Origin of the sequence: Sporosarcina sp. P2 (genome assembly GCF_002743255.1) — a bacterium.
GTDB lineage: Bacteria > Bacillota > Bacilli > Bacillales_A > Planococcaceae > Sporosarcina.
Genome location: NZ_PDYY01000014.1, coordinates 17,168 through 39,007 on the forward strand (window position 1 = coordinate 17,168; position 21,840 = coordinate 39,007).

The 21,840-nt window shown below is 41.6% G+C and carries 16 protein-coding genes; 2 read left to right on the forward strand and 14 right to left on the reverse strand.

Annotated elements, in window-relative coordinates; all coding sequences use genetic code 11:
- Positions 1-32: 32 nt before the first annotated feature.
- The 4 genes from CSV67_RS13940 to CSV67_RS13955 all read right to left on the reverse strand — a co-directional run bounded on the left by CSV67_RS13940 (position 33) and on the right by CSV67_RS13955 (position 5,623).
- Entirely contained in the window at positions 33-1,229 is a 1,197-nt protein-coding gene (locus CSV67_RS13940) for an NAD(P)/FAD-dependent oxidoreductase (protein WP_099632210.1), read from the reverse strand.
- 106 nt (positions 1,230-1,335) lie between these two features.
- Positions 1,336-3,978 (reverse strand): MMPL family transporter, encoded by a 2,643-nt coding sequence (locus CSV67_RS13945; protein WP_099632211.1) that lies wholly within the window; start codon positions 3,976-3,978, stop codon positions 1,336-1,338.
- Between the two features lie 3 nt (positions 3,979-3,981).
- Positions 3,982-4,428 carry a MarR family winged helix-turn-helix transcriptional regulator gene (locus CSV67_RS13950; RefSeq protein WP_099632212.1) on the reverse strand — a complete coding sequence of 149 codons (447 nt, stop codon included), beginning with the start codon at positions 4,426-4,428 and terminating at the stop codon, positions 3,982-3,984.
- 178 nt (positions 4,429-4,606) lie between these two features.
- The gene (locus CSV67_RS13955; protein ID WP_099632262.1) at positions 4,607-5,623 is read right to left on the reverse strand and encodes a YeiH family protein; all 1,017 of its coding nucleotides are present in this window, start codon (positions 5,621-5,623) and stop codon (positions 4,607-4,609) included.
- Between the two features lie 125 nt (positions 5,624-5,748).
- Between CSV67_RS13955 and CSV67_RS13960 the strand changes: the two genes are divergently transcribed.
- On the forward strand, positions 5,749-6,663 hold the full coding sequence (locus CSV67_RS13960; protein ID WP_099632263.1) for a LysR family transcriptional regulator: 915 nt from the start codon (positions 5,749-5,751) through the stop codon (positions 6,661-6,663).
- 175 nt (positions 6,664-6,838) lie between these two features.
- Here the strand turns inward: CSV67_RS13960 and CSV67_RS13965 are convergent, their stop codons facing one another.
- The 6 genes from CSV67_RS13965 to CSV67_RS16560 form a co-directional block, all read right to left on the reverse strand.
- Entirely contained in the window at positions 6,839-8,941 is a 2,103-nt protein-coding gene (locus CSV67_RS13965) for a methyl-accepting chemotaxis protein (RefSeq protein WP_099632213.1), read from the reverse strand.
- Between the two features lie 160 nt (positions 8,942-9,101).
- Positions 9,102-10,223 (reverse strand): virulence factor, encoded by a 1,122-nt coding sequence (locus CSV67_RS13970; RefSeq protein ID WP_099632214.1) that lies wholly within the window; start codon positions 10,221-10,223, stop codon positions 9,102-9,104.
- Between the two features lie 21 nt (positions 10,224-10,244).
- Positions 10,245-12,125 (reverse strand): ABC-F family ATP-binding cassette domain-containing protein, encoded by a 1,881-nt coding sequence (locus CSV67_RS13975; protein WP_099632215.1) that lies wholly within the window; start codon positions 12,123-12,125, stop codon positions 10,245-10,247.
- Positions 12,126-12,539: 414 nt separating this feature from the next.
- Entirely contained in the window at positions 12,540-14,162 is a 1,623-nt protein-coding gene (locus CSV67_RS13980) for a M20/M25/M40 family metallo-hydrolase (protein ID WP_099632216.1), read from the reverse strand.
- Between the two features lie 95 nt (positions 14,163-14,257).
- On the reverse strand, positions 14,258-14,782 hold the full coding sequence (locus CSV67_RS13985; RefSeq protein ID WP_099632217.1) for a DinB family protein: 525 nt from the start codon (positions 14,780-14,782) through the stop codon (positions 14,258-14,260).
- A 195-nt stretch (positions 14,783-14,977) separates the two neighbouring features.
- A complete protein-coding gene (locus tag CSV67_RS16560; RefSeq protein WP_158232949.1) occupies positions 14,978-15,127 on the reverse strand; it encodes a hypothetical protein in 150 nt (49 codons plus the stop codon).
- A gap of 230 nt (positions 15,128-15,357) precedes the next feature.
- On the opposite strand from CSV67_RS16560, the gene CSV67_RS13990 reads away from it, so the two are divergent.
- Positions 15,358-16,710 carry a YjiH family protein gene (locus CSV67_RS13990; RefSeq protein ID WP_099632218.1) on the forward strand — a complete coding sequence of 451 codons (1,353 nt, stop codon included), beginning with the start codon at positions 15,358-15,360 and terminating at the stop codon, positions 16,708-16,710.
- Between the two features lie 1,277 nt (positions 16,711-17,987).
- Here the strand turns inward: CSV67_RS13990 and CSV67_RS13995 are convergent.
- From CSV67_RS13995 to CSV67_RS14010, 4 genes are all read right to left on the reverse strand, one after another.
- Positions 17,988-18,752: an ABC transporter permease gene (locus CSV67_RS13995; RefSeq protein ID WP_099632219.1), complete on the reverse strand. Its 765-nt coding sequence runs from the start codon at positions 18,750-18,752 to the stop codon at positions 17,988-17,990.
- Positions 18,749-19,522: an ABC transporter ATP-binding protein gene (locus CSV67_RS14000; RefSeq protein ID WP_233192625.1), complete on the reverse strand. Its 774-nt coding sequence runs from the start codon at positions 19,520-19,522 to the stop codon at positions 18,749-18,751. Before CSV67_RS14000 ends, CSV67_RS13995 begins: the two co-directional genes overlap by 4 nt.
- Positions 19,519-20,223 (reverse strand): CBS domain-containing protein, encoded by a 705-nt coding sequence (locus CSV67_RS14005; RefSeq protein WP_099632221.1) that lies wholly within the window; start codon positions 20,221-20,223, stop codon positions 19,519-19,521. Before CSV67_RS14005 ends, CSV67_RS14000 begins: the two co-directional genes overlap by 4 nt.
- Before the next feature lie 137 nt (positions 20,224-20,360).
- Positions 20,361-21,743, reverse strand: coding sequence for a trypsin-like peptidase domain-containing protein (locus CSV67_RS14010; RefSeq protein ID WP_158232950.1), 1,383 nt, complete (start codon positions 21,741-21,743; stop codon positions 20,361-20,363).
- Between the last annotated feature and the right edge of the window lie 97 nt (positions 21,744-21,840).

Below are 21,840 nucleotides of genomic sequence, written 5' to 3' on the forward strand. Positions count from 1 at the left end.
AGTAGCTGAAGAACGATTGCACTAGTTGTTTTTTAACGTTCTATTTCTAGTATAGATTCATTAGGATTAGACGTACCTGCCAATTCATCACGTAATAAATACGCCCCCAACATACTGTAGACCGTTCCGTTCCCGCCAAGACCAATCAAATAATAAATATTCCGTTCAAATGGATGGCGGCCAATGACCGGTAACTCATCCGTCGATTCCCCAAACAACGCTGTCCACTCATACTCAAAATTGAACTTTTGATTAGGAAACAGCTCTTGCAATTCCTGTTTTAATTGCTTAAATTTCTTATCGATTTCTTCTTGTGAGCTTGGTAATGTATCCATATTTTGATCCAAGCCACCTGCTACGATGCGATTTTCATCCGTCAATCGCATATACAAATAAGGACGTTTGGTTTCCCAAATCATCATACGATCGTGCCAGAATGACAAATCTTCTATTGGCTGAGTTGCGATGGCATATGTAACTTTTAAGTCTTTTTGAGGAATCACCATATCAGGAGTCGGTGCATAACCAGTAGTGACCACGACGGACTTTGCCTGAAATTCCCCGTTCGTCGTTTTGATGAATACACGTTCTTCTGTATCTTGAATCCCGAGTACTTCGGTATGTTCAAATATATCCATACCCTTTTCATATGCATACTGTATCGCACCCATACACAAACGCAAAGGATTCACTTCTGCATCCCCTGCCGTCACGATAGCGGCAGGTTGTGAAAACGGGAAATGCGCTTCAATATCTTCAAGTTCCCAGAACTCTACCGGAAAACCATATTTTTGTAACGTCTCGAACTCTTTGCGTAATTTTGCTACATCTTCTTCTGTGCTGGCATAATATAAACTTTCGCGTGTATGGAAATGAACATCAAATGGCGCATGTTCCGCAACATCTTGCAAATTTTTCATTGCTTCTTTACACGCCCGATAAAATTCCACAGCTTTTTCTTCGCCAATCTGCTCTATTAATTCATGCAGCATAATATCATTGGAGAACTGTAGTAAACCAGTATTTGCAGCAGTACTACCCCCGCCTACTTCCTCTTGTTCAATCAACACGATCGAATACCCTTCATTCACCAATACGTATGAAGTCAGCGCACCCGACATTCCGCCACCTACTATTGCGACATCATATAGATCTTGACGTTTCACTTCTGCAAAACCTTCTTTTGTAAAAGTCGACTCCCAATACAATGACCCCGTATGTAACTTCATTAGTAGCAATCCCCTATCTATTCGTTTTTACTTTATTTACCCTGTAAGACTGGTCCTATAAACATAGACAAAAAAGGTGCTCAGTCAGTAGCTGAGCACCTTTCCTTTATCCTCTAAACGGCCACCAAACACCGCGTCCGAACGAAATCGTAATGGCTGGAATTAATAATGGCAAAATAATTAAACCATAGAGCAGTAATCCCGAAATCACAATCGTTGCGATCTGCATGAGGCTCAAGACACCTGAAGGCATCATAGCACCGAATGTCCCTGCCAAAATAATAGCTGCCGTAATAATAACAGTACCCATCTTCGCCATAGAATACATCAACGCTTCCCTGACCTTCATACCCCCAATACTCTCTTCGCGGAAACGATCGAGTAAGAAGATGGAGTAATCTACGCCAAGCGCAATCAGCATGATAAATCCGAAGAATGGAACTGCCCAACTGATTCCGTCATAACCAAGACCATTGACGAAGATCAATTCCGTAATAGATATAGCCGTGTAATATGTCAGCAATAATGAACCGATCATATACAATGGCATGATAGCTGAACGGAATAAGACGAAGAGAATGATGAATAACCCTATTAACATAACGGTTACTGTACGCGTAAAGTCAGCCGATGAAATATCACTCAAGTCCGAGTTCATGCTCGAAATACCGCTGAATGCTAGATCTGCATCTTCAAATGGTGTATCGATGACCGAGCGCTTCACAGTATCTTTAATATCTTTCACCGTTGAAATAGCTTCACGTGAATAAGGATTTTCCTTCAAGATCACTTCCATCAAAATTCCTTTTTCACCGTCGAATGTATAGCGCTCCATGACTGGTGCAAACTCTTCACTATCGAGTGTTCCTTTAGGAATGAATAAACCCGTGTCGCGCACACTTTTCGTATCCGCCATATCGTCAAGCATTTCCGCAATTTCTTGAAGACCTGTCGTCACTTCAGCCAAACCGTCTTTGGAAGCTTTGACACCGCTACCTAGCTGTTTCAAACCACTTTTTAAGAGTCCGATTTGCGAACCACTTTGGTTGATCTGTGATCCAGCTCCGGCAATGCCTTTACTGATCCTATCCAATTCTTTACCTAGTGCATCCAACCCTCCAGCTGCTTGTGCGGCAGGAAGACCTTGTTGGAGGCCGCCAGAAATTTGTGCTAGCTGACCATTGATCTGCTCAATACCATTTGCAGCCTGGATTAAGCCGCTACCCGTGCCGCCGGAAGGCAATTGATTAGCTGCGTCGCGTAAATTATACTGTACTGTCGCCAATCCTAAACGAATTTCCTGTATACCATCATTCGCTTGTTTCAAGCCGTCTGCCATCAAACCGATTTGATGATCTACATACAAGTCTTCCAATAACTCACCAGTCGGTCGTGTAACGGTACGAACACTTTTGATGCCTTCTACTTTCTCCAAGTCTCGGGCAATCGCTTCTAAATAGGTGATATCCCCTTCTTTAACGATTGGAGAATCGTTCTTTAACAATACTTGTACAGGCAGTGAATCCCCTTCACCAAAAGCACCCGAAATAAGATGTAATCCCTTGACAGACTCTTTACTACCATCAATTTCATCTACCGTATTGAATGATAGATCATTGTCATATGTCAATAATAGCGGAATCGTGATGATGGCTACGATGGCCATAGAAAGTAATGGGCGCATAACGGATAATTTACTGAATGCAATCCACAATTTACTATCTTTATGCGAAGCCGCGCCTTTTGAAGGCCAGAATAATTTGTCTTGTAAAATGGACATCAACAGCGGTACGACAGTGAATAGAACGAACATCAACACCGCAATCCCTACTGCTACTGCGACTGCTGATTTAAATATCGGAAAGTCCGCAAATCCGATTGCCGCGAAACCGATAAAGACCGCAAGTGCACTGATGAATAGAGTGCGTCCAGCTGTTTTATACGTGTTGATAATTGCTTCTTCCACTTCATGTCCAGCTAGTAATTCTTCTTTATACCGACTTAATAACAGAATACAATAATCTGTTCCAAGACCGAATAAAATCGCGACTAAAAATATTTGGGTATAGTTTGATACCGGGAACCCAAACCAGTCGATGAAGAACGCTACAAATGACTGACTTAATAAATAAGCGATTCCTACCGCGACTAACGGAACGAATGGTGTGACAATCGAGCGGAAAACAATGAGCAATAAAGCAAAGATCAATACGACCGTAATAATTTCTGTCTTTTTCAGTCCTTCTTGCGCACTTTCATTTACGTCATGATTGATGATTACTTCGCCCGTCATATACACTGTATCTTCTTTAGATACGATATCTTTTTTTATTTTTTCAGCCAACTGAATGATTTCATCATCTGTACCGTCTACCATGATGGGGAGCAATACAGTTTTTTGATCTTTAGAAACGAGCTGATCTTTCATTTCTTCACTTTCAAACGGATCTAGAACATCCGTTACAATGTTGCTGGCATCCCGGATCTCTTTGGCAGTTGCAGAAATTTCCTGTTTTTTTGCTTTATCTGCCGGTTTATCGAGGTCATAGACGAGCGAAATGGTTTCATCCGCTTGTCCCGCATCTTCTAACATTTTTGCAGCCTTCTGGGAATCTGCCGAATCTAGCAATTGGAAAGAACCTGCTTTTTCCGCCTGCTTTGCCAAGTCAGGTGCTAGTATAAATAAAACAGCCGTCAGTATGACAATACCGATCGCAATAGGCCATTTAAATTTTAGTATCGTTTTCACGCCTTATCTCTCCTTTGTGACTAAAATCGATTTCAGTTTACGAAATGTCTTGATGAATTGTTCAAGCTCCTGTTCATCGATTTGATCTTTCAACAAGTTTTCGATGCTTTCATTTATTGCGGCATTTGAAATCGATAGTACTTCACGACCTTTTTCGGTTAGTGATATTCGATTCATCCGCTGATCATTCACGTCTTTTTCAGACTGTACAAGATCTTTTTCGACTAGTTTTTTAAGACGACTCGAAATGGCGCTTTTATGTACGCCTTGAATCTCCGCCAGTTGTCCACTGGATAGCTGCCCGTAAGCAGATAGTATTTTTAGTACGTGGATTTGTTCTGGTGAGTAATCCTTCCATATAGGAACGTCCAAGTTTTTCACAACATGCTCTGTACCGTAGATCATGACTTCTTCAAATAGTTCTACTGCTTCTTGAAGCTGATTTTTCAAAGTAGTCCACCCCCTAAACCAATAATTAATAGTTTAGGGGATGGACTAAATAAAGTCAACTAGTTCAGTCGCGTTTTATTGAATTTTTATTGATTGCCAGTTATGGATAGAATTCACTACAAAAAAACCAGCCTACGAGATAGTTACTCGTAGACTGACTTTTTATCGGTATGGTGTATTAAATAATGAAATAGGCGATGACGGATAATAGTATGGATGTGACAGTCATGGCGGCAAGTGGACGCATCGCGCGGTCTTTTACATCTCGTAGACTGACGTTTAGGCCGAGTCCAACCATGGCTGCTGTTAGTAACCATGTCGTCAGTGTAAAGACGCCTTCCATTAGGTGATCCGAGACAGGAATGGAGTGACCGAACACATAGCTTCCTAAAATACTTAGAATGATAAAGCCGACGAGGAACCAGGGAAATTCAATTTTAGCGCCCGTTTCGTCTGTATGCTTACGTTTCATGATAGCAATGAAGATGAAGCATAGTGGCACCAATAGGAATACTCGGCCAAGTTTAGCCAATAAGGCAATCGCTAAGCCATCTTCTCCAGCCGGTGCACCCGCCAAAGCCACGTGCGCAACTTCATGTAGACTGATTCCTGCCCACATTCCGTACTCGATTGAATCGAGTGGAAGAATGGGGCGTAAAATCGTGTAGCCAATCGCAAACACTGTACCCATTAATGCGATGATTCCTACACCTATTGCAGTGTCTTCATCTTTTGCTTTAATAATCGGTGCCACTGCTACAATGGCCGCTGCACCGCAGACTCCTGTCCCGACACCTAAAAGCAGGGAGATGTTTTTATCTGCTTTAAATACTTTAGCGAGCCAAATGGTCATGAATATCGCGAAAATGATCACACCTACATCTCGAGAGAGTAAACCAAGCCCGTCGCTTAAGACGGTATCTATATTTAATTTCAAACCGTATAAAATAATTGCCGTGCGAAGTAAACGCTTGGATGAGAAGGCAATTCCACTTCGAATCATTTCAGGATAGCCAAAAAATTGACGGTATGCCACTGCGATTATGATTGCGCAGGCCAGTTGTCCTATATGATTGAAACCTGGTACTTTTGCTAATAAATAACCTAAAAATGCAATAAAAAATGTAAAAGCTATTCCACTGGTCCATGATTTCCATTTAGATGGATGTTGTAGTGCGTGCTGTTCTGGAGTCATTTTCGAACAAATCATGATGACACCTCCCTAGTAATAGTATAGAAAACAGCTGGCTATAAGTGAAATAACTATTTATAATAGCTATGATAAGTAAATCTATATACGCGGAAAGGAGTTGCCGTCCTATCGATCAGCAACTGCAAGTATTCATTGAGGTAGCCGAGCAAAAGAACTTCTCTAGAGCAGCAGAAGAACTGCATATGACACAACCTGCTGTCAGTCAATATATTCGTTCATTCGAAGAATCCATTGGTGTACGATTGCTCGAGCGGACGAATAAATATGTACGACTTAACCAAGCTGGGGAAATTGTCTATCATCACGCAAAAGAAATTGCGGGCTTGTATTCAAAAATGCAAAACTTAGTAGATGACTTAGCCCATAAAGCTAGCGGTCCTCTCGCCATTGGAGCCAGCTATACTTTCGGTGAATACGTCTTGCCTCATATTCTGTCTAAACTTGTCGCAGACTATCCGGCGATTGAACCACAAGTCACAATTGGAAATACAGCAGACATCGCGGAGTTAGTCATTACTCACCAACTCGACATCGGTTTGATCGAAGGGCATTTTAAGGAAGCTGCACCGCTTCAAAATGAAGATTTTGCAGAAGACGAAATGTACATCGTCACGCCTAGCAATCATCCACTAACTCAGAAAAAAGGACGACAGTCAATCACTGCACTAGAAGATGAAATCTGGCTATTACGCGAAGAAGGTTCAGGTACACGGGAAGCTGCAGAATTATTCTTTTCCCAGTCTGGATTTTATCCAAAGCGCATTATGCAATTCAGCAGTACGCAACCGATTAAAGAATCTGTCGAAGCGGGGCTTGGCGTTAGCTTGCTGTCACAGTGGGCGATACAAAAGGAATTACGTTATGGTGATTTGACGACGCTATCGGTGAAAGGAACGCCATTCAAGCGGCATTTCTCTATCGTGACCAACTCGCCGTTTCAAACGAAGGCGTTGCAAGTGTTTATTGAGTTGTTAAAGAATAGTGAGGAGTTGACGGTTTTGAATGTCAGGACAACCTCGTGACATTCATTTCCTAGCGAGGGGTTGGTGGAGGGTTTACGTGAGTCACTGCATATACTCTCGCATATTCATAGCAAAAAGAACTGCAGACACTTTCACATCATAAACTGTACTGCGTAAAACAGACTCCAAAAAAGCAGAAGTGGACTACGCCACTTCTGCTGATTACACGATTAAATTACGATAATTTGAATCGATCGACTACACTTCGCAATTCCCCAGCGATCTCATTCACTTGATTTGTAGAATATGCTACTTGTTCCAATTCACTCTGTTGTGCGGCAGCCGATGCACTCACTTCTTCGGAAGAGGCAGCCGTCTGCTCCGAAATGGCAGAAACGTTTTGGATGGCTAGAATGGCTTCATCTTTATATTCCATCATTTCGGCAAGCTTCTCGGATAGCTCCGTGATGGATTGGCGAATTTGATCAATGATGTCCGCGTTCTGTACGAATGATTCTTCCGTATCTGTAACGGACTGATTTTGACCGTCCATTGATTTCATGTTCAATTCAATGACATCAACTGTCTGCTGTGATTCTGACAAGATTTCTTTCACGGTTTCTTGAATTACTTCAGTTTCTCTGCGGGACTGTTCCGCTAGCTGACGTACTTCATTCGCAACAACCGCAAATCCTTTACCACTTTCACCCGCTCGAGCCGCTTCAATGCTTGCATTAAGCGCCAGAAGATTCGTGCTTGCAGTAATACCATGCAATGTTTCAATGACTTGATTAATAGATGATATTTTAGTAGTCAAAGTTTGTATTTGAAGCTGTACTTTTTTATTCATTTCATTTGCTGTTGTGTTATGAACACGTAGTTTTTTCACTTCCGACATTCCACTTTCAGCAGAATGAGAAGCGTCTGTAGACAACTGATTCATTGTCATGAACATCGTGTGGATATGATCCATACGGTCCGCTAAATCAGAAATTCGTAGGCTTGTCACCTCTGTATCTTCGGATTGTTTAGAAGCGCCTTGTGCAATTTCATCTGTCGCTACTGATACTTCCTGATTCGCAGCTACTAGCTCTTCGAAGGCATGTGTGACTTGCGAGGATGAATCACTCAACTGACTCGAAGATAATTGCACGGTTTGTAACGCCGCATTCGTCTGACGCAACATATCGTTATAAGCAAGTGTTACTAAACCTATCTCATCGTGGCGGATTTTCTGTTCATCTACCATCATCGTCAAGTCACCTGCGGCAGCGGTTTGCATGGATTGCTGTAAGGTTTTCAACGGTTTCAACAGTCGATAAATGAAAATCGTGGAGGCGCTTGACATCAGTAACATAATCACGATTGCAGATACAATTGTAATCCACAAAATAGCAGTGAATGTATCCAAAATCTCAGATTTCGGTGTAACAGTTTGTACTGACCATCTCTCATCGATTCCTTTTAAGTTGATTGGAGAGAAGGCATTAAATGCTCGTTCACCTAGACTCTGTGAATCTACATACATACTTGCCAATTCACCTTGATCAATATTTACTTTAGCAGCATTCCAATCGATTGCATCTGCCATATTGCTATTGTTTAGTTCAGGCTTTAGACTGTTCGCCGTAATATATCCAGCGTCTGTAATAATAGAAGCATAGCCGCCTTTTGGTTGAATCGTCTTCACCATATCAGTCAAGAAATCTATTGATATATCTGTGGTTAACAAACCAAAATAATTTCCTGATGCATCGACCATTGGAACGGAAATAGTAGTCATGAGAATCGTTTTACCATTTGTTTCGTACGGGTAAGGTTCTGTTAATATCGCACGTGCTTCATTTTTTGGAACGGTATACCAACTATTCGCTGTAGAATCATCCATTCCACTTAATGGTTCTACATCAGTAGTATTGTCTTGTTTAAAGACATAAGGAATGAATTGCTGATTTTCATCTAGCAAGTTCTTTGGTATGACTTCCCCTTCAGCGAATGCGGACTGATTGATTACCGCTGCCATTCCGGTAGCATCCTCATTTTTCTTCAAATTGTTTTTGATGATCCGAATAATTTCCTCCGGTTTCATATCACCTGTCGCTTGCAATGTTTCCAATATGTGACTTGTTGTGCGTAACATATCATTTGTTTCATTGAATTTCGCACTAAGAACAAGTGAATTTTTATTTGCACTTTCCAACGCAAATTCCTCAGCATCTTTAATGCTTTGCTTATGTAACATGAAACTGGTAACAACTGAGTATACCAAAAATAGTGATAAAAATAATGCGATAATTAGTCCTGAGAGTTTCATCGCAATACTTGCAGACTTCTTCACTTCATGTGCCCTCCTAGTAAATTATGATCAGATCATCATTATACCTTTAGTCCTTACTAAAAGTATACCTTTTTATCTGAAAGTCATATAAAAAAACCTTGTCGGGTAGACAAGGTCAAGAATTCGAGATGTTTAACGTCTCTCGGTGGACTTGAATAAATTAGTTAGTTCTTTCGGTCATTTGACGCCAAATAGAGCCTTTTGCTTCTTCGCCTTCTTCAATTCTAGCGATCGCCATACGGACTTGAAGTTTCACTTCAAATTCATTATCGTTTTCTGCTTCATGCAGTGCGGGTAATGCTCGTTCTGTTCCGGATTCATAGAGGAACATTGCGGCACGCCAACGAACCAACTTGTTCTTATCTTGTAGTAAACGGATAGCAGCTGATTCGAAACCAACATAGCCAAGGTCACTCATACAATCTGCGGCTGTACGACGAACCGCCCAACTTTTATCTTCGAGTGCTTTTTCGATAAACGGGATGACTGTTTCATCTTCAATCATACCGAGGTAAACTGTAGCCAATCTGCGGATGGACATCTTCTCATCTTCAAGTGCCAGCGTAAGTACTGGATAATCCGAAACGTCGGGATTTGGCATTTGATCCAATAAGCGAAAGCGCGTTTCCCATTCTGGAACAGTAAATTCCGCCAAAGTCACTTTCTCTCCACGAACTTTTGCTTCTCCGTCTGCCTTCTCCGCTTTTTCCACAAGCTCATGCAGGCGTGCTTCAGGATACGCGGCTTCAAGTTCTTGTACAACTTGCTCGCCCACTTCCTGCAATTCTCCGTAACGAATTCCGTAATCTACCCATTTTCGCAGTAAAATGTAGTTTTCCACTTCAGAATGGTGAACGGTTTCCATCGCTTGGATGAAACGTTCACTTAATCCAAACCGTGATTCCTCATCACTATTGAACACTTTCACTTGCAGCGGGATCTCTTTATACGTCTGTACATGAACGTAGACTTCACCGAAATGCTCGTCTATCTTCTGTTCTTCAGCTTGTTCAAGCGATTCGCCGTCTTCATTTAAAACGGAACGTACTTCGGCCAGGATGGATTCCCACGCAACATTTCCAATTCTCTCTACTGCCATAAAATCTAATACGTGATAGATTCCTTTAATTCCTTGTATAGCCAATAGAGAACGAACCGGCTCAGGTGCTTGTGCCTCATCTTTCTTCTTATAGTTATGGCTTACTCCATCGGGCAAAGGGGTATCTAAAATAATTTTCATGGAATTTGGACTCGGTGTCGGTTCAATCGATTTGATTTTCAAGAACAATCTCCTCCAATATAATTAATCGGCTAATTCCTGTAAATAAGACCAGCGCTCGACCAGTTCTTCGTATTGTTGATTCAGCGTTACGAGTTCTTCATCCAGTTGACGGAGCTGATCATAGTCTGAGCCCGTAATCGTCATTTTTTGTTGTACCGCGGCTATTTTTTCTTCTATTCCTTCTATATCCGTTTCAATGGTTTCCCACTGACGTTTTTCCGCGTATGTCATTTTCTTTTTAGGTTCTTTAACTTCTGGAGCCGGGGCAACAACCGCAACTTTAGCTTGGGGCTTCACGTCTTTCGTACTCTTTTCTTCAAGATAATCTGAATACAAACCAAGACGTACATCGATTTCTCCCGAACCATCTAGTATCCATAGCTTACGTGAGATTCGATCCAAGAAGAAACGGTCGTGGGAAATCGTCACGACTACTCCAGCGAACGTATCAATGAACGACTCCAAAACGGATAACGTTTCAAGATCCAAGTCATTCGTCGGCTCATCCAGCAGCAAAACATTCGGCTGTTCCATTAATAACTTCAATAGATATAGACGTTTACGTTCCCCACCTGATAATTTACCGATTGGCGTTCCGTGTGCAGAGGAAGGGAATAAGAATCTCTCCAACATTTGTGTCGCGGACAATCGCTCACCATCTCCTGATTCAATGTCATTGGATGTCTCACGAATATACTCAATAATCCGCTGGTTTTCATTCATTGGTGGCAAATGTTGATGGAAATGAGCAATCTTTACGGTAGAGCCTATATCGACTTCACCGGTGTCCGGCATCGTCGTCCCATCCAGCATTTGAAGAAGTGTCGTCTTCCCTACACCATTCGGTCCGATAATCGCAATACGTTCTTTCGCTTGTAGAATAGCAGAAAAACCATTCAATATCACTTTATCGTCAAATCTTTTTGTAATATTGTTGATTTCCAACACTTTTTTACCAAGACGTGTCGTTTGTAAATCCATTTCAAAGTCCAATGACTCATCAGTCTGCTTCACTTTCAATTGAAGTTCATCAAAGCGGTCAATTCGCGCTTTCTGTTTCGTCGACCGCGCTTTAGCACCGCGGCGAATCCATTTCAATTCACTACGGTAGCGATTACGGTCTTTTTGATCCGAAGCAGCTGACATCTCTTCACGCAGTGCTTTTGACTCCAAATAATCTGCGTAATTTCCGGTATGCGAATAAAGTGTTTTATCCGCTAACTCGTAAATATGTGTAGCGACTTGATCCAAGAAGTACCGATCGTGTGTAACAAATAATACTGCTCCTTGAACATTTTGTAAGAAGTCTTGCAACCACTGAATCGATGCGACATCCAGATGGTTCGTCGGCTCGTCCAACAACAATAAATCTGCCGGTTCAATTAATACTTTAGCGAGAGCCACACGCTTCAGTTGACCGCCGGATAATTCGCCCATCTTCTTATCGAATGTCTCGATACCTAGCTTCATTAATATAGTACGTGCTAATGCATTCAAATCCCAGCCGCCCGTTGAATCCATTTCATTTTGATAGAATGAGTAACGTTCCTGATATTCTTCATTTAAAGGATCTTCGGTTAGTAGTTGCAATGCATGCTCGTAATGTAGATTTGTACGGATAACAGGTGCATCACTTTCGAATACTGCTTCCATCACGGTTAAGTCCGGATTGACAATCGGTTCTTGAGGCAAGTATGCCACACGGAACTTATTTGGATGATCCATTGTCACCGTATCCGCACTTCCCTGCCCCGAAATTATGGAGAGTAACGTAGATTTTCCCGTGCCGTTAATCCCAATCAAACCGATCTTATCTCCACTTTTTAAATTAAATGCTACATCTCTAAAAAGTGTTTTTTCTCCAACTGTTTTAGTTAATTTTTCTACCACTAAATGACTCATCCTGGCACATCCTATTCTTAAATTGCTTCTACTCTTAGTATAGCTGAAATTTAGACAAGTTGAAAACATGCACGTTTGCGTACTATGTATGGTGGTGTTTGATGGTTAATGAAAGTGAGTGGGGTGTAACATGGGGAGGTTGTTTTGCGAGCCATTGTAAGTGGAGAATCCATTGGCCTCACTTCGGCTCAAGTAGATGACTTTCGCAAGAAGCTACAGACAGGATATTAGCCTGTCTATGCCTATTGCTTTGCCTAAAATTCGTTATTAGTACTATCAATACGTTGATTTTCTATCGGGTAGGGCCACGCACCAATGCAGGTCAAGAGTGCGACACTTTCAAATTCTAGTATCCAAACTACGTCGAACGCCGGTCCAACACTTCTATCCATTAGACCCAAATTGTTTGAAACCTCATCTAGACTTCGGCTGATTCATGCCCGCGAGCTTCTTCACCAACTGCTCCAACAACACTGGCATTTCCCTAAACGCACTATCGATATGCAGCCGCTCCGTCTTTTGATGCGCATCCTTACCAAACGGACCCACATTCAACACCGGTGCAGTTAGCTTGCGCATATCTTCAAACGGGATCGAATACGTCGCACCATAGACTGGCGTATTCTTTGCGAACGCCTTCCAATGATCCTCTTCATCCTTATAATGCACATAACTCAAATCGCAAATTCCATTGAAATAATGTACTTGTTCAATTGTTAAATTAAATACTTGCGCTCGCTCTTGCACAAACGCAATCGATTCCTTCACAAGGGGATCGTCAGACGAGTTAACAGCCGGGTAATAAGGTGGCGCATAGAATAGGACGGTCGCTGGACCTAATTCCTGGCACGCCATCATGAGCGTATCGACAATACGTATGCATTGCTCACGGTCATCCCATTCTTCTTGCAACAGCACTTCCTGTTTCAATCTGTTTACTTCATTTTTTCCTAACTGATCTTCAGCGTATGTTAATAACTCTTCAAAACGCAGTACACGAATATCTCCTAGAGGCACTGCCGATTCACGTGCACACACCGCTTTATAATGTTCAGTACAAAGTGCCATCGCTTCATTCGCCACTTGTTCAAATATATTCATGATTTCAGCAGCTGTCCGCTTGAATAGGAAGACATTATATAACGCAGCTGCTCGCTGTGGTGTTTGTGTAGAGTACTGGATTTTCAAATCTTTTTGGTGCAATGTGACGGGAAGAGGTGTTGATTCGTTCTGCTCTATTTCAAGGAATAGAGGATTCCATTCCATCTTTTGTGTCAAAAAAGACGCCATATAATCTGCAGTAATCCCTTTTAAAGGTTCACCCACATGCGTTTCTTTTCCATAAAATAATGCGGCTGGCATAATCTTTCCGATTGTCCCGGAATAAATATATTCTTTCGTATCCGCAGGTCCTTGTGAAAATGAAGGCTCTCCGTTCAAGAATAACTTAAAGCGATGCCCTTCTTGTTCTTGCAGGCGTACAAGTTCCTTTACGGCAGCACGCATCCCCGCTGAGTTCACTTCTTCGTCCGGTACTGTACACAATAATAAATTAATAGGCCAATTCTCCATACTTGCTCGTTCGATCAACTGTATATGTAAAGCCAACCCCATCTTCATATCCATCGTACCTCGGCCGAATAGATATTTTCCTGATTCCAAGTCAAGGCGCGCAGCTTCAGGCAACATATCTTTATTTTCTAGCAACTTCTTAGTCAGCTCTTCCGGATGAAATGCAAGTGGTTCAAGTGCTCCGTATTCATCCGTTTGTACAGTATCAAAATGACTGATCAACACAATCGTATCTGTGGCGTCAGGATGTTCATAAAGGGCATGCACGACATGCCGCCCGAGACCCGCATCATGAAGTGTAATATTATCAGCATTCTCAGTGAAGTATTCCAGTTCGCTCAACTTATTTTGTAGCTTCCAGGAAAAGAAACGCTCTCCTTCCGTTAACGTACGACTATCCCAACTTACTAGTTCACAAAGCAATGCACGCAGCTTTTCAGGGGTATCAAAACGGTATCGATTCATTCCATCTCCTCCTTCACGGTTAAGTAAAGTATAGCTGATTCAAAGTAAAATGAGAAAAGAACTTGTGCCCTAGGAGGCAACAAGTTCTCTTTTTATTATTTAGACGTTGAAACTAGCGGTACGCGAGCCGACTTCACTTGCTCTACTGTACGTTTCAGCTGTCGTAGATGACGTTTTTCGTGGAATCCTACGAAACGGAACCATTGAATTAACGGCACATTTCCAAAAATCGGATGCTTTAGTGATTTACAGCGAAGTTCTGTAATAGTGGCAGATTCATAGATATCCAGTAAATAATTTCTGGATGCATGCAACTTCTCTTTAATCTCTGGAATGGAAAGATGCATATCTGTTGGTTGTGTATATTCCATGAAATATGCCTTTACTAAAGGACTAGCCGATACACTGATCGGTTTTTTGAAGACACGTAAACTCTCAGGATTTTTCAATTCTTGGGCGATGTTTGTAGCAACTCGACATTCCATTAATGCTAAATGTTCTACAATTTGTTTGGGTGACCAGCCGCCATGCGATGGTGTTCCGTTAAATTCCTCATCTGTTAAGCCATCAATCAACTGCAAGATGCGTTTACGGACCTTTATATTCTCTCCAAAAACCATCAACATCTACCTCCATTTTTCCTCGTATTCCATTCTATTGCCATAGCATACGCCTTTTGTTCAGAAATTTAAAGGGAGAACGGTTAGATTTTTAGTAATGCCTGTCAATGGTGACAGATGAGTGCCAATCAGGCTTGATATAAAAGGATTTCCACTCTTTTCTATCTGCAAGATTTTCTACTTCTTTTACTAGTTCTAAAGCAGTCGGCTAGCGAGCGCTCCGTTAAATTTCTCTCCTGCGCCTGTCGTGCTGATCAGCTGCACTTTATGGCCAAGTCTTGCACAGGCTACAGTTTGATTTGTTACCAGATGCCCTCTGAAAGTTCTTTCCCCTAACCATCTCACTTCGTAAAGGAAACTTGTCCGCTTGTGCAATCAAATCCATCTTTGCGCTACCGATTACTGTAATCCTACATAGTATTTTACCGACCATCTGCCGTTACATATCCCATTTCCATATAGACTGCTTGCTGACTGAAAAGTTACACTTTGTGCTAAAGTATTTACATCGACCCGTTAAACAGTATAATGAATAAATATACATCAACTAGATTATGTGCAAGGAGAGAAATACCTTGAAAAAATATACAGCTAGCACTTGGCTAGTATTCTTAATCCCGTCTATACTCGGAGTCATATTATTCATGATTCCACTACCTTTTACAGCAGGTTGGAAAGTACCGATTGCGAAATTGGCGGATTTATTGTCAGGCTCATTGGAACCGATTATTCCACAACTTATGATGTGCTTGATCATTGTGTCTGCACTCGGATCTATACTCTATCTATTTGTTAAAAAAGATCCAAACAGACCTTCATTCTTTACAAACTTATTCAAAGTTACACCGTTTTGGACGATTACCCGAATTATAGGGGCAATCTTCGCCATCATGGTCGTCTATAAATTAGGTCCTGAAGCGATTTGGAGCGAGAATACAGGTGGATTGCTACTTGCAGGTGATGGACTCGTTTCCTTCTTGTTCAGTATCTTCTTCTTCGCAGGTCTACTGCTTCCTTTATTATTGAACTTCGGATTGCTCGAATTCTTCGGTACGTTAATGGTAAAGGTTATGCGACCTTTATTTAAATTACCTGGACGTTCTTCCATTGATGCACTGGCTTCATGGATTGGAGACGGAACAATTGGTGTCTTACTTACAAGTAAACAATACGAGGATGGTCACTATACACAGCGTGAAGCAGCGATTATTTCGACTACATTCTCTGTTGTGTCGATTACATTTACGCTTGTTATTATTGACAAAGTCGGACTTGGAAATTACTTCTTACCATTTTATGCGACGGTTCTGTTCACAGGAGTGATTCTTGCCTTAATTATGCCAAGAATTTATCCATTACGTTCTATTAAGAATACGTATATTGATGATCGTGAATATTCCGAAGAGGACGAAAAACTGCCCGCTGGAACAAGCGTCTTCAAACTAGGACTCACTAGCGCACTAGATACAGCTTCAAAACAACGCTCTGTTGTGAAGACAGTTCGCGCAGGAATGCAGAACGTGCTTGACATGTGGTTCGGCGTCGCGCCAGTCGTTATGGCTTTCGGGACGGTTGCTTTAGTAATGGCTGAGTATACGAGTATATTCCGTATTCTAGGTAAGCCGTTTGAATACATCTTGAATTTCTTGCAGATACCCGAGGCTGCAGAAGCCGCACAGACGATGGTCGTCGGATTCGCGGACATGTTCTTGCCTGTTATTTTAGCGGAAGGCGTCATTACATCGCCTATTACACTATTTACGATTGCGGCAGTTTCCGTAATTCAGCTAATTTACATGTCCGAAGTCGGTGGCTTGATCTTAGGCACTAAAATTCCATTAAATATTTTCGACTTACTGATCATTTTCTTGTTGCGTACACTCATTGCCTTACCAATCATTGCCGGAATTGCGCATTTGTTATTTTAAGTAGAGTGAGAACCCGTTACTTCTTTGTGAAGTAGCGGTTTTTTTGTTTGGATAGAGCGGATTAATCGAATGATTGAGCGCATCATGACTGGCATTGAGCGGAGCACTCGAGTGATAGAGCGCTTCACAACTGGCATTGAGCGGAGCACTCGAGTGATAGATCGCTTCACGACTGACATTGAGCGGAGCACTCGAATGATAGAGCGCTTCCCGACTGTGACATTGAGCGGAGAACTCGAGTGATAGAACGCTTCACAACTGGCATTGAGCGGAGCACTCGAGTGATAGAGCGCTTCACGACTGACATTGAGCGGAGTACTCGAATGATAGAGCGCTTCCCGCCCGACATTGAGCGGATCACACGACCAATAAAGCGCTTACCCAACAACACAGTCTACCTTCATCACATTTCAACACAAAAAAACTGCCCTCAATAATGAAAGCAGCCAAATGAAACAGCTTGAAAGCAACCCTGCTGGAATGTCGTGAATGTCCGCAAGTAAAGGGAGGGTTGCGTTTGGGAATTAGCGTGGCAAAGCAATGGTGGGCTTTTGTACGCTAATTTCCAATAAGTAGACGTGTACAGTTTGCTTTCAAGTGTTTACGCAATGTACTGTGTGCTAACGGGTTACCGAAAGCCATCTATACAGTGGAGGCCTATTCCACTGCATAGATCACAATCGGAATGCCAGCGACAAGTTTGTGCTAGCCACCGTAATGAATTACCTCGTACTAACACACCAGTGATTACAAGACTAACTCCGACTAACACACGTGGAAAGTGAAGATCCCATCTCAAATTTACTGTATGTAGGAAGAAACCGGGTCAATCATCAGGCTTAAGATAGATGCAACTATGGGTAAACTGCCACTCGTTAAGAGGAAGATGATGTTTCCCACCCGCTAACTTTTTAACCAACTTCATTTTTCTTGAACACAATGAGAATGTCTCTCAATAAGTATTATCATAGTCGATAATGAGAATCATTGTCAAATAGATTTGCAAGAATGAATACTTTGTACTAGTGGCAGGATATTTAAAACAATGATGGTTACGTCTACATATAATGAGCGACTCATCATCGGAACCTCTAAAGTTCTTGAACGACAAAAAAGCCTCGCTCCTTTGTTAGGTAGGCTTTTTTGCAGTGACGTCTATTTTCGAATAGCTAAGCTTGTCTTATACCAAGATGGTTCCGTGGATTCTCCATATTATTATTGTTACGAGTCGTACAAAATTTCGGCTTGTATCACTTTAAAGAGTACTCGAAAAGTAGTTACTTCGAATGCTCTTGTCGTTGTAGCATTTGCATGCGTTCATTAAACAATGTTGGATAGGAGAGTAAACCTAAACAAACACTCGTTAATGCAGCAGTTGTCAGTAATAAAAATATGACTAAGATTTGAAATTGAACAGCCTCTAAAGGATCGGCCCCTGCGATAATTTGACCGCTCATCATACCGGGCAATTGCACCAATCCGATCGTCTTTTGGCTTTCAATTGTCGGAATCATACTTGCCTGAATAGAGCGGATCAATTGCTTATGTATCGCTTGTTTTGGTGTGCCGCCAAGTGACAAGATTAGTTCACTTTCTGGTCGATGCGCTTCCACTTCCGCCACGAAACGATTGAGGAATAAAATCGCAAGTACCATCGAGTTTCCGATCACCATACCGGTCAATGAAATAATATATTGTGCAGTAGCTGGGACAATCTTGAATCCAAGTAAGATGCTTTGCGTCAACACTTCTAGCAACACAAAAGTCACAATCAGCTTCCATGTGATTCCTTTAATCCCTTCTCCTTTTTTACGCGCATTTTGCACGGCCGCGCCGATCATCAAGACTACCATCAAAAAGATGAACAAATAACTTTCTGAATCAAAGACAAACTTTAATACGAAGCCGACCGCCACTAATTGCACAGTTGAACGAATCGTTGCGATAATAGTATCTTTCTCCAACTGCAATCCAAGCGTTTTGGAGAGTACTAACGGTATCAACACAAATATCAGTGTTAGGAATAAGGCAGTGGTACTCATGAAAAGTCACCTTTCAAAAAGCGATTGACCGAAGGGATATCTGAATCATCAAGTACGGATATTTCGCCGGCATCCACTAACTTCCCGTCCACCATAATCCATGCATATTGCCCCATTCTTCTCGCCTGTTCCAAATTATGCGTGATCCAGATGACCGTGATGGCATGCTTTTCATGCAGTGTACGAATTAAATCTTCCACTTCATTCAATGAAGACGGGTCTAGCGCGGATGTAATTTCATCCATCAATAAAATCTTCGACTGATTCAATAATGTTCTTGCAATCGATACTTTCTGCTGCTGACCACCCGACAAGTACTGGCTGTCACGTTCGAGATACTCACCTTCAAGACCCACTTGATCTAAAATATCTAACGCTTTTTCTTTACTCAACTTCTTGCCTTGTAAACGTAGTGGCAGTGCCAAATTATCATAGACACTTCCGGTGATCATTGGTGAATTTTGTAACACCATACCCGCTTTTCGACGTAGATCGATTGGTGACATTTCATGAATTGCCTGCCCTTGTACTGTAATTTCCCCAGTAGTAGGACTCAGCAGACCGTTACACATTTTCAATAACGTCGTTTTCCCAGCACCAGAAGGACCGACCAATACCGTGATTTGATTTGTAGGGAATGATCCGGTTATCGCATCGAGAATCTTCGTGTCCCTTACTTCAAACGACACATTGTGAAAATGAATTGCAGGCTCATACAATAATTTATTCTGTTCACTATCCATCCATTTCACCTTTTCTAAACTCTTCATTCATCTATTTTCAGTAAATCCAATGGCGTAATGATGCCAAGTAGTTTCTCATCTTTACCGCCTTGTTCGGTGATGAGCAGTGCTTCGAGTCGTTTCCCCGAAGCAATGGACTTTCTAAAAAAACCTTCTGCTTCATACACCGACATGGAACTTTTGACGAAACGATAGGTTTTTCTTCTTTTCTCGTGATTATATACGTCTAATAATGTCGGTATTTCCCGGGAAATGCAATCTGTTTCCTGATCTGCCAGCCAATTCATAATGCCATCTGCGGTAATTAATCCGATAAATCGACCCTTTTTGTAAATAGGCAATTGATTGATCTTCCATTCTCTAACTAAACGCAGACCGGTGGCGAGTGATTCATCCGCTTGCACAATATGTACTTTGCCGGAAAATAAATCTTTGACCGTTAACGGATTGGCTAATTTTTCATCTATACTCTCAATCAGTTTTACAATTTCATCATGGGGCTCTGCTATAGCATAATCAAACCCCGTCCGATTATGCACAATCGCATTACGTAAACTGCCAAACTCCCGTAGATCCTCTTCATAATGAGCAACCAAAGCATGTTGTGTTTTTGCTCTATCAATCTTCTTTGAGAATGAAAAATGGTTCGGCAAATCTGTAATCTTCATCAACGATTTATCAATTCGGTTAAATGCAATGAGAAAACGCTCTGAATTTTTATGCTCCATGAATGATCGCCTCCTACTCTAGGAAAATTATAGCATATTTTACTACCATTCAAGCCTGTAGAATTCATAGCATATTCTGCTTCCAATAATACAAAAAAGCCGTTGCAGTGCCTCAACTCGGACATTTCAACAACTTATTATTGATTCGAAATCTGTTGAATTTGATGATCACCATACTCATCATTCACCACTGTATACAACTTCTTCTTTTCCAAATACTGTACCGTTCCATCTTCTTTCGTGAAATTCAATGTTTCATACGTATACACTTCAATCGATTGATCAGTATAGATCACATCAGTCACGGACGTATCAATAAATTCATAAAACTCATTTTTCACGGATAGCTCATTTAGGAATTCTAGCAGCTCACTCTCCGCCGAACTTCCAGTTGCAATATAGGGCGCAATATAATCGTAATCGTTATGGTCGATGGCCGCTTCATATTGACTTCGGAAATCATGAATGAAATACTCTACCTCTTCATCCATTACTTCTGTATCAGGCCCATACTCTTCTGGCTCTTCTTCGTAATTATAGTCTTCCTCTTCAGAGTCGTCATAACCACCATAGTCCTCATAGTCAAACGAGGTATCATCCGAATTTTGATACGATTCCGGCACATAATCATCGTAGACGTTAAATAACGCATCCACCGCTTTATTGCTCATTGGCTCGTCAATCCAGTCGTCAACCTGTTTTTGCATACTATGCATCGGAATAGAAAACCCGAATACGGTATTGTCTTTATAGAGTAAGGAATTAATGCCAATCAATTTACCCGTAATTGCATCTAGCAACGGACCGCCGCTACTGCCGTGATCAATTTGTGCATCAATCTGGTAGATTTTTTCATAAATAAAATCCATTTCCATGTCCCGATTTAAACCCGTCAAATACCCAATAGACGCGGTATTCTCAAGACCTTTTGGGCTCCCTAGCGCAATAACTTCCGTACCGATAGGAGTCTCTTTCATCTCAGTCACAAATGGTTTCACATGTTTATTCGCTTCTGATTTGATCAGCGCGATATCATAACGATCAGAAATTCCAATGACAGTACCGTTAAAATCTTTACCCACAGAATTCTTCACGGTCACGTCGGTATAGCCTGCCACTACGTGTGCATTCGTCACGATATAGCCGCCAGCCTTATACAGAAAACCTGAACCCGAACCGTCTCCTGTACTAATGGTGAAAACACTCGGTAACGATTCTTTAATGAGCTCTGTTTTATCTTTTACTTGCTTCTTCGTTTCATTGACAACAGTAGGCGCCTTTTTAATCTTCAATTCGGTTTCATCTTTACTAACAAGTTTTGTTTTAACGGAAGATATCGTTTCTGTCGGCCAGCGAAAACTCCAATCTGTCGCGTAGCCATAGCTAAGCCCACCGATCCATAATGCCAAGATCATTGCGAAAATAGGTTTAGTATTGCGCACCGCTCGTATCGCCTTACCACAGCCCCCACAAAAATTCGCCTCTTCTGTATTTTTATGACCACATTTCGGACAGTACATACGGTTCCCCCTCTTCCATTCCCCAATGGATTCAAATGACTTTTCTCTCATAATTATATCATACGGACTGATACAAAAGACATACTTCTATTCAATT